6 protein-coding genes are annotated in these 8,879 nt (G+C 67.9%); 2 read left to right on the forward strand and 4 right to left on the reverse strand.

Annotated elements, in window-relative coordinates:
* Positions 1–4: 4 nt before the first annotated feature.
* Entirely contained in the window at positions 5–481 is a 477-nt protein-coding gene (locus tag AB839_RS11035) for a histidine phosphatase family protein (protein WP_061479387.1), read from the reverse strand.
* A 49-nt stretch (positions 482–530) separates the two neighbouring features.
* Positions 531–1,160, reverse strand: a complete 630-nt coding sequence (locus tag AB839_RS11040; protein ID WP_005420986.1) for a ParA family protein — start codon at positions 1,158–1,160, stop codon at positions 531–533.
* A gap of 123 nt (positions 1,161–1,283) precedes the next feature.
* On the opposite strand from AB839_RS11040, the gene AB839_RS11045 reads away from it, so the two are divergent.
* The gene (locus AB839_RS11045; protein ID WP_061479388.1) at positions 1,284–2,768 is read left to right on the forward strand and encodes an AAA family ATPase; all 1,485 of its coding nucleotides are present in this window, start codon (positions 1,284–1,286) and stop codon (positions 2,766–2,768) included.
* A gap of 671 nt (positions 2,769–3,439) precedes the next feature.
* Here the strand turns inward: AB839_RS11045 and AB839_RS11050 are convergent.
* On the reverse strand, positions 3,440–4,075 hold the full coding sequence (locus AB839_RS11050) for a tetratricopeptide repeat protein (RefSeq protein ID WP_061479389.1): 636 nt from the start codon (positions 4,073–4,075) through the stop codon (positions 3,440–3,442).
* A 168-nt stretch (positions 4,076–4,243) separates the two neighbouring features.
* Between AB839_RS11050 and AB839_RS11055 the strand changes: the two genes are divergently transcribed.
* Entirely contained in the window at positions 4,244–7,930 is a 3,687-nt protein-coding gene (locus AB839_RS11055) for an indolepyruvate ferredoxin oxidoreductase family protein (RefSeq protein ID WP_061479390.1), read from the forward strand.
* Between the two features lie 72 nt (positions 7,931–8,002).
* Here the strand turns inward: AB839_RS11055 and AB839_RS11060 are convergent, their stop codons facing one another.
* Positions 8,003–8,617 (reverse strand): DUF938 domain-containing protein, encoded by a 615-nt coding sequence (locus tag AB839_RS11060; protein ID WP_061479391.1) that lies wholly within the window; start codon positions 8,615–8,617, stop codon positions 8,003–8,005.
* Positions 8,618–8,879 lie beyond the last annotated feature (262 nt).

The following is an 8,879-nucleotide window of genomic DNA, read 5'->3' on the forward strand; positions in this document are numbered from 1 at the left end:
CGGATCACGGCCACCAGAACGCGTTCAGGCTGGCCACGCCCGGCTCGATCGAGACCTCGCGCGGGAAGCCGAGGACGGCCACGCCGCCCGGCGGCATGCCGCGGTAGTCGCTGCTGGTGCCGTCGGTCATCAGGGCCACCAGCTGCTCCAGGCCCGGGTTGTGGCCCACGATCAGCACCCGGTCCAGGTCGCGACGCTCGTCAACCAGCGCCGCCAGGGTGCCCGGGGTGGCTTCGTAGATCCGGTCTTCCAGGCGCTTCTCGACATAGCCGATGGCCGTCATCACCGCTTCCAGGGTCTCACGGGTACGTCGCGACGGCGAGCACAGCACGCAGTCCGGCAGCAGCTTGTTTTCCTTCAACCACTTGCCGGCGGCTTCAGCTTCGGCCAGCCCTACCGGCGACAGCGGCCGGTCGAGGTCGGCCTGGCCGGAAACGGCGGGTTCGGCATGGGCATGGCGCAGCAGGATCAGTTCACGCATCGCGGGTTTCCATGGAGAAGAGGATGCAGCAGGAGAAGTGAGGCAGGCATCAAAGCTTGAGCCAGGACAGCAGCGGTTCCCAGTCGGCCTGGTGTTCGCGCACCTGGGCGGAGCGATAGTCGAACAGGCTGCGGCCCAGGCCGGTCATGACCACGTAGCTCTGGCTGTCACGCAGCTGCGCGACCACCGGGTACGGCCATTCGGCCAGCATCTGCAATGCCTGCTGCGAGGTCTGGGTCCAGGGTTTGGTGCGGTTGAGGACCAGCCCTACCGGCAGCTTGCGGCTGTGCACGCGCGGGTTCTGGGCTAGGCTGTTGAGGAAGCCGACGATGGCTTCGATATCCAGCGCCGAGGGCAGCACCGGCACCACCACGGCGTCGGCCGCGTCCAGGAAATGGGGGATATCATCGGCCAGCGCACCGGCGGGTGCATCGATGATGACGGTATCGGTACCGTCGGGCAGCTTCTGCGCCCACTGCTTCTTCCGATACACATCGATGGGGAGCACCGCGCTTTCCAGCCCGGCACGCCGTTGTGCCCAGCGGGTGCTGGAGCCCTGCGGGTCGGCATCGGCGATCACCGTGGCCTTGCCCTGCAATGCCGCGTACGCGGCCAGGTGGGTGGCGACGGTGGTCTTGCCCACCCCGCCCTTGGAACCGGCCACCAGGATCGTCTTCATGCCAGCCTCGCTTCCGGGTACGTGCCCCGAGCGTACACCGGCGGTGGTGACGGGAGGTAGCGCCGTGCTGAACCCGTGGCCATCGCCTTTGCTATCGTGGCGCCCCCGAAGGATCGAACCGGCATGAGCGAACTGCAGGACCTGAGCGCACTGATCCGCGCCAATACCCCCCTGATCGTGATCGAGACCCAGGATGAGGGGCGCATCGTCGAACTGTTCCGGCAGACGCTGATGCACGTGTGGCGGGCCCTGCACCGCTGGTCCATCACGGAGGGCCTGCGCCGCATCGACCTGGACCGCGAGGATCCGCCGGTCGGCCCGCCCGATGCCAGCGCCGCGCTGCAGATGATCCGCCAGGCTGATCAGCGCGGTGTCTACCTGCTGCTCGATTTCCACCCCTACCTGGGCTATGCCAGCCACCAGCGCGCACTGCGCGACCTGATCCAGCGCCGCCACAGCGAACCGCACGTGCTGGTGCTGATCGGCGCCAAGGTCGAGCTGCCGGCCGAGCTGGAAGCGCTGGCGGTGCGCTTCAACCCGCGCCTGCCCGATGCCAACGCCCTGCTGAAGATGCTGCGCGAGGAGGCCGACGCCTATGCGCGCGAACACGGCGGCCGCCGTGTCGAGGTCGACAGCGAGGCGGTGAAGAAGATCCTGAAGAACCTGCAGGGCCTGAGCCTGGTCGATGCCCGCCGCATCGCCCGCCAGCTGATCTACGCCGATGGCGCGCTGCGCGACGACGACCTGCCGCAGCTGGCACGGCTGAAGTTCGAGCTGCTCAACCGCAGCGGCCACCTGTTCTTCGAGCACGACAGCGCACGCTTCGGCGACGTGGCCGGCGCCAACCGGCTCAAGCGCTGGATCAGCCAGCGCCGGGTGGCCTTCATCGCCGGCTCGGCACCGGCCGGCCTGGACCCGCCGCGCGGCATGTTGCTGCTGGGCGTGCAGGGCTGCGGCAAATCAATGCTGGCCAAGGCCACCGCCGCCGGCTTCGGTGTACCGCTGCTGCGCCTGGACGTGGGTGCGCTGTACAACAAGTACCACGGCGAAACCGAGGCCAACCTGCGCCAGGCGCTGGCCTCGGCCGAGCAGCTGGCGCCCTGCGTGCTGTGGATGGACGAGATCGAGAAGGGCCTGGCCAGTGGTGGCGAGGACGGTGGCGTATCGCGCCGCGTGCTCGGCTACCTGCTGACCTGGATGGCCGAACGCAAGGCGCCGGTCTTCATCGTCGCCACCGCCAACCAGGTGCACGAACTGCCGGCCGAGCTGCTGCGCAAGGGGCGTTTCGACGAGATCTTCTTCGTCGACCTGCCCACCCCCGAAGTGCGCGTGGAACTGCTGCGGCTGCACCTGGGCCGGCGCCAGCTCAACGCCGACGACTTCGCACTGCCCGCGCTGGCGGCGGCCGCCAATGGGTTCTCCGGCGCCGAGATCGAGCAGGCGATCGTCGCCGGCCTGTATGCGGCGCATGCCGAGGGCCGGCCGCTGGACACCGAGCTGCTGATGGCCGAGATCCGCGCCACGCGGCCACTGTCGGTGCTGATGGCCGAGCAGGTGGAGGCATTGCGGGCGTGGGCGTCGGGGCGGACAGTTTCCGCGGACGATTGAGTTTCCAGCGAACGGCGCAGCCCCTCGTGGCGGCTGGTTGACCGTGAACATCAAAAGCCGCGCTTGGCCGGGCGGGATGGATTCGCGGGGGACGCCGTCAACCCGTCCATGGGGGCTTGGCCGCGGCATCCATGCCGCGGACACCCCCGCGAACCCACCCCGCCCGGCCTCTGACAATTTCCGAGTGCGTCCGCCACGGAAAAGAAAAAAGAAAAGCAGAAGCAAAAGCAAAAGCCGGTTGGTTGGCCGCCTTCTGTAGAGCCGAGCCCACGCTCGGCTGCTCTTCGATCAGATATCGAATAGTCGATTCCGATACAGATTCATCCACGCATGACGTGGATCTACCGTGTCGACCAAGGTCGACACCTACCAGCAGCAGGGAACTGTCGGAGGCGGGGCGGTGTGGGTTGGCAGGTCCGTTGGCGCCATGGGCCCGAGGCATGCCTCGGGCGGGTTGGGCAGGACGCCCAACCCCGGTCTTGCCGTGTGCGCAGGACAGCGCACACGAGCAAGGCGCCATCGAGCCCCCATGGGTGAGTTTACGGCGTGTCCTGCCAACCCACACCACCCCGTCATCCCGCCCGCGGACTGCCCGCTGTTGCTGTTGCTTCGGCTGTTGCTTCGGCTGTTGCTTCTGCGGGTGCCGGGTGCAACCCGGCCGCCCCCTACCCTCAGGGCCAGGCCGGCGGCGCGGCCGCCCACGCCTGCTGCACTTCCGCCAGCGAGGCACGCTCGTCGTCTCGCCACAACGGCAACAACTGCGCATAGCGGCTGCTGTCGCTCCATTGCGTCGGCTCGGTACGCACTGCGGCGGCATACCACTGCACTGCCTCCTGCTTCCGCCCGGCCCGCCACAGCGCCAGCGCATAGGTCGGTGGCAACCAGCCCGGCTTGCTCAGCGAACCACCGGCAGCGGCCTGCCATTGCTCCAGGGCGGCTTCGGGCTGGCCCTGACGCAGCAGGTCCCAGCCGTAGTTCCAGCGCACGCCACGGCCCAGGCTGCCCTGCACCGGCGCATCCTTCAGCGCTTCGCGATACAGCTGTTCACCCAGTTCGGTACGGCCCTGGGCAATGGCCACCGACGCCAGCTGCACGGTGGCCTCCACGGTCCGCCGGCCGCGCTCGCGCTGCTTGAGCAGCTGCGCCACCAGCTCATCCCCGTCGGACTGGACCACGATCATGGGCACGGCGGCCGCATCGCTGTCGAAGTAGAACTCCTGTGGTGCCGGCACCGCCGGCGCGGCCCACACCGGGGCCGTTCCCGAGACCAGCAACATGCTGCCCAGGATCTTTCCTGCAACTGACATCCCTTCTCCCCAGGCCGCAACCGCAGCCCCCTCTCTCTCCCCGATCCTAACCCCAGCATGGCCGCCGGCGCGAGTGCCGGGGCGGCCGGGCCTCGCTGCTACAATTCGCGCCTTTCCCGCCGCGTGCCTGCATGCGGCCGGTGCCAGCCGATCCTGACCGGGCCAGCCATGACCAGTACCGCGCAACTCACGTCGCCCTCCTCCACCGACCTGATCGACCGTGACTACACGCTCGACCACAAGTACACCCGCAACGAGGGGCGGATCTATCTGAGTGGCGTGCAGGCGCTGGTGAAGCTGCCGCTGATGCAGCGGCTGCGCGACGCGCACGAAGGCATCGACAGCGCCGGCTTCGTCAGCGGCTACCGCGGCAGCCCGCTGGGCGGCTTCGACCTGGAGCTGTGGCGCGCACGCAAACACCTCGACGCGGCCAAGGTGAAGTTCACCCCCGGCCTGAACGAGGACCTGGGCGCCACCATGGTGTGGGGCACCCAGCAGACCAACCTGTTCCCCGGCGCCAACGTGCAGGGCGTGTTCGGCATGTGGTACGGCAAGGGCCCGGGCGTGGACCGCTGCGGCGACGTGTTCAAGCACGCCAATGCCGCCGGCACCTCGCGCTACGGCGGCGTGCTGGCACTGGCCGCCGATGACCATGCCTGCCGCAGTTCAACCCTGCCGCATGGCAGCGAGGACGAGTTCGTCAGCGCGATGATGCCGGTACTGAATCCGGCCGGTGTGCAGGACATCCTCGACATGGGCCTGCTGGGCTGGGCGATGAGCCGCTATACCGGGCGCTGGGTCGGCTTCAAGACGATCGCCGAGACAGTCGAATCGTCGGCCTCGGTCGAGGTCGACCCGATGGCGCGCCGCATCGTGCTGCCGGAAGACTTCGAGATGCCGACCGGCGGGCTCAACATCCGCTGGCCGGACCCGCCGCTGGACCAGGAAATGCGCCTGCACCGCTATGCGGTGAAGGCCGCACAGGCGTTCGCCCGCGCCAACGGCATCGACAAGGTGGTGATGGACGCGCCGCGCGCGCGGCTGGGCATCGTCACCACCGGCAAGAGCTACCTGGACGTGCTGCAGGCGCTGGAATACCTGGGCCTGGACGAAGCCGCCTGCGCCGACATCGGCATCCGCGTGTACAAGGTCGGCATGACCTGGCCGCTGGAGCCGCAGGGCATCGCGCGCTTCGCGCAGGGCCTGGAAGACATCATCGTGGTGGAGGAAAAGCGTGCCTTCATCGAGCGCCAGATGAAGGAACAGTTCTTCAACTGGCCGGCCAGCTGGGGCCAGCGCCCGTCCATCGTCGGCAAGTATGACGAGACTGGCGAATGGATCCTGCCGTCCACCGGCGAGCTGACCCCGGCCACCATCGCCGGCGTGATCGGCCGCCGCATCCAGAAGTTCTTCAACAACGCATCGATCGAGCAGCGGCTGCAGTGGATGCAGGAGAAGGAAGCCGAGCTTGCGTTGCCGCGCGCCAGCTTCCCGCGCGTACCGCATTACTGCTCGGGCTGCCCGCACAACACCTCCACCAACGTGCCGGAAGGCTCGCGTGCGCTGGCCGGCATCGGTTGCCATTACATGGTGACCTGGATGGACCGCAGCACCGACACCTTCACCCACATGGGCGGCGAAGGCGTGACCTGGGCCGGGCAGGCGCCGTTCACCGATACCCCGCACGTGTTCCAGAACCTCGGCGACGGCACCTACTTCCACAGCGGCTCGCTGGCGATCCGCCAGGCGGTCGCCGCCGGCGTCAACATCACCTACAAGATCCTCTACAACGATGCGGTGGCGATGACCGGCGGCCAGCCGGTGGACGGCCCGCTGAGCGTGCCGGACATTGCAAAGCAGATGCGCGCCGAAGGCATCCACACCATCGTGGTGCTGTCGGACAACATCGGCAAGTGGACCGGCCAGCGCGAGCACTTCCCCAGCGACGTCGAGTTCCATGACCGCAGCGAACTGGACGAAGTGCAGAAGCGCCTGCGCGAAGTGAAGGGTGTTTCGATCCTGATCTACGAACAGACCTGCGCGACCGAGAAGCGTCGCCGCCGCAAGCGCGGCAAGCTGGAAGACCCGCAGAAGCGGGTGATGATCAACTCGCTGGTCTGCGAAGGCTGCGGCGACTGCGGCAAGAAGAGCTTCTGCGTGTCGGTGCTGCCGAAGGAAACCGAGTTCGGACGCAAGCGCGAGATCGACCAGTCCAACTGCAACAAGGACTATTCCTGCGTGAACGGCTTCTGCCCCAGCTTCGTCACCGTGCACGGTGGCCAGCCGCGCAAGGGCAGCAAGCGCGATGCGTCCACGCTGCTGGACAACCTGCCGGCGCCGACCCTCCGCGACAGCCTGGAACAGCCCTGGAACATCCTGATCACCGGCGTCGGCGGTACCGGCGTGGTGACCATCGGTGCGCTGCTGGGCATGGCCGGCCACCTGGAGGGCAAGGGCGCGACCGTGCTCGACCAGACCGGCCTGGCGCAGAAGGGCGGCGCGGTGACCACGCATATCCGCATTGCCCGTCGCCCTGAAGACATCCATGCCGTGCGTATCGCCGCTGGCGAGGCCGACCTGGTGCTGGGCTGCGACATGGTGGTGGTCAACGATTACTGGGCGCTGTCGAAGGTCCGTGCCGGCCGTTCGCAGGTGGTGCTGAACACTTACGAAGCGATGCCAGGCACCTTCACCACCCGCCCGGACATGCAGTTCCCCGCCGCCGACATCATCGCCGGCGTGCGCGTGGCACTGGGCGGCCAGGAGCCGTTGCTGCTCGATGCCACCCAGCTGGCCACCGCGCTGCTGGGCGATGCCATTGCCGCCAACCTGTTCATCCTCGGCTACGCCTGGCAGCAGGGCCTGGTGCCGCTTTCGTTCGAGTCACTGATGCGCGCCATCGAACTCAACGGCGCCGCCGTGGCGATGAACCAGCAGGCGTTCGCCTGGGGCCGCCTGGCCGTGGTCGATCCGCAGGCCGTGCAGCAGGCGGCCGGCCTGGTGCGCAACCGCCATACCGATACCGAATCCACCCCGGGCCCGCTGCATCCGCTGCCGCCAGGCGAGTGGGAGGGCAATGAATGGGGTGCCACTGCGGCACCGCGCAACACCGGCGACGAACGCGAACTGCGTGGCCTGCCCTCGCACGGTGGCGACGTGGCGTTCCTGCCGCTGGACGACGCACGCCTGTCGCGCTCGCTGGATGAAATGATCGAGCGCCGCGCCGCGTTCCTGGTCGAGTACCAGGATGCCGCCTACGCCAAGCGCTACCGTGACCTGGTAGCGCGCGTACGCGCCACCGAAGCCGACCGCATCGGCGGTTCCACTGCGCTGACCGAGACCGTGGCGCGCTACCTGTTCAAGCTGATGGCCTACAAGGACGAGTACGAAGTGGCGCGCCTGTACACCAGCGGCGACTTCCAGCGTCGCCTGCAGCAGCAGTTCGAGGGCGACTACCAGCTGCGCTTCCATCTGGCACCGCCGCTGTTCGCGAAGAAGGACGAGCAGGGCCGGCTGCTGAAGAAGGAATACGGCCCGTGGATGTTCAAGGCCTTCGGTCTGTTGGCGAAGCTGAAGTTCCTGCGTGGCGGCCGCTTCGATGTGTTCGGACGCACCGAGGAGCGCCGCATGGAACGCAAGCTGATTGCTGATTACGAGGCGACGGTGCAGGTGCTGCTGGACGGGCTGGAGGACGACCGTCTGTCGCTGGCGGTGGAGATCGCCAGCGTTCCCGAGCACATCCGCGGCTTCGGCCATGTCAAGGAAGCGCATTTCGCGCAGGCCAAGGCGCGCGAAGCGGCCCTGCTGGCGCAGTGGCGCAATCCGAAGGCGCTGCATATCGTGCAGGTGGCTTGACGGTGGTGCCGGCCGCTGGCCGGCATCTTCCTGGCAATCGGTTGCCGGCCAACGGCCGGCACTGCCGGTGGTTCACCCCAACCGCCACAGCAATAGCCGGTTATTGGCCGGCATCGCCACGTCACCCAACCGGGTAAACCCGTTGTCCGCCGCCAGCGCCTGCACCGCTTCGCTATCGCGGATACCGCTGCGCGGGTCGCGCGCCTTCAGCCAGGCATCGAACTGCGCGTTGCTGTCGCTGGTATAGCGACCGCCGTAGTTGAAGGGGCCATACACCGCCAGCAACGCACCGTGACGCAACAGCGGCGGCAGCGCGCCGAACAGCACCTGCACGTACTCCCAGCCCATGATGTGCAGCGTGTTGGCGCTGAATGCGGCGTCGAACGTGCTGCTTTCTGGAAGGTCCAGGCCCGTTGCCGGTGGCAGCTCCACCTGCAGCGCCACCGGCGGCAGCAGGTTCAGCAGCGCGGCCTCCGCACGCCAGGCCTCGATGCCGGGCAGGTGGTCCGGGTGGTCGCTGGGCTGCCAGCGCAGCCACGGCCAGCGCTCGGCGAAGAAGGCTGCGTGCTGGCCGGTACCGCTGCCGATTTCCAGCACCCGATGGCGGTCGCCCATCCACGGGTCGAGTGCGGTGGCGATGGGTTCGCGGTTGCGCTCGCAGGCTTCTGAATACGGCTTGCTCGACATCAGGACGGTGTCCAGGCGGGGGTCGGCCCCATTGTGCACGAGGGGGTGTCTGCAGGGCTTGCAGCCCTGCACCCGCAGGAGCCGGAGCCAGAGCAACGTCAAAAGCTGGCATTCCGTGGGTTGGCGGGGTGGGCCGGTTGCGGGGGGCGCCGTAAATACGTCCCTGTAGGCTCGGTCGCCGCATCCATGCGGCTCACGCCCCCGCAACCGGACCCACCCCGCCTTCGACAGATTCCGCGATCTGTCGGAAGTGCTCTTGGGG

This window comes from Stenotrophomonas sp. DDT-1 (assembly GCF_001580555.1).
In the GTDB taxonomy this organism is placed as follows: Bacteria; Pseudomonadota; Gammaproteobacteria; order Xanthomonadales; family Xanthomonadaceae; genus Stenotrophomonas; species Stenotrophomonas sepilia.

Bases quoted from the DNA above. Each gene is read 5' to 3' on its own strand.
- AB839_RS11035 (WP_061479387.1), bottom strand. From the start codon at position 481: ATGCGTGAACTGATCCTGCTGCGCCATGCCCATGCCGAACCCGCCGTT.
- AB839_RS11040 (WP_005420986.1), bottom strand. From the start codon at position 1,160: ATGAAGACGATCCTGGTGGCCGGTTCCAAGGGCGGGGTGGGCAAGACC.
- AB839_RS11045 (WP_061479388.1), top strand. From the start codon at position 1,284: ATGAGCGAACTGCAGGACCTGAGCGCACTGATCCGCGCCAATACCCCC.
- AB839_RS11050 (WP_061479389.1), bottom strand. From the start codon at position 4,075: ATGTCAGTTGCAGGAAAGATCCTGGGCAGCATGTTGCTGGTCTCGGGA.
- AB839_RS11055 (WP_061479390.1), top strand. From the start codon at position 4,244: ATGACCAGTACCGCGCAACTCACGTCGCCCTCCTCCACCGACCTGATC.
- AB839_RS11060 (WP_061479391.1), bottom strand. From the start codon at position 8,617: ATGTCGAGCAAGCCGTATTCAGAAGCCTGCGAGCGCAACCGCGAACCC.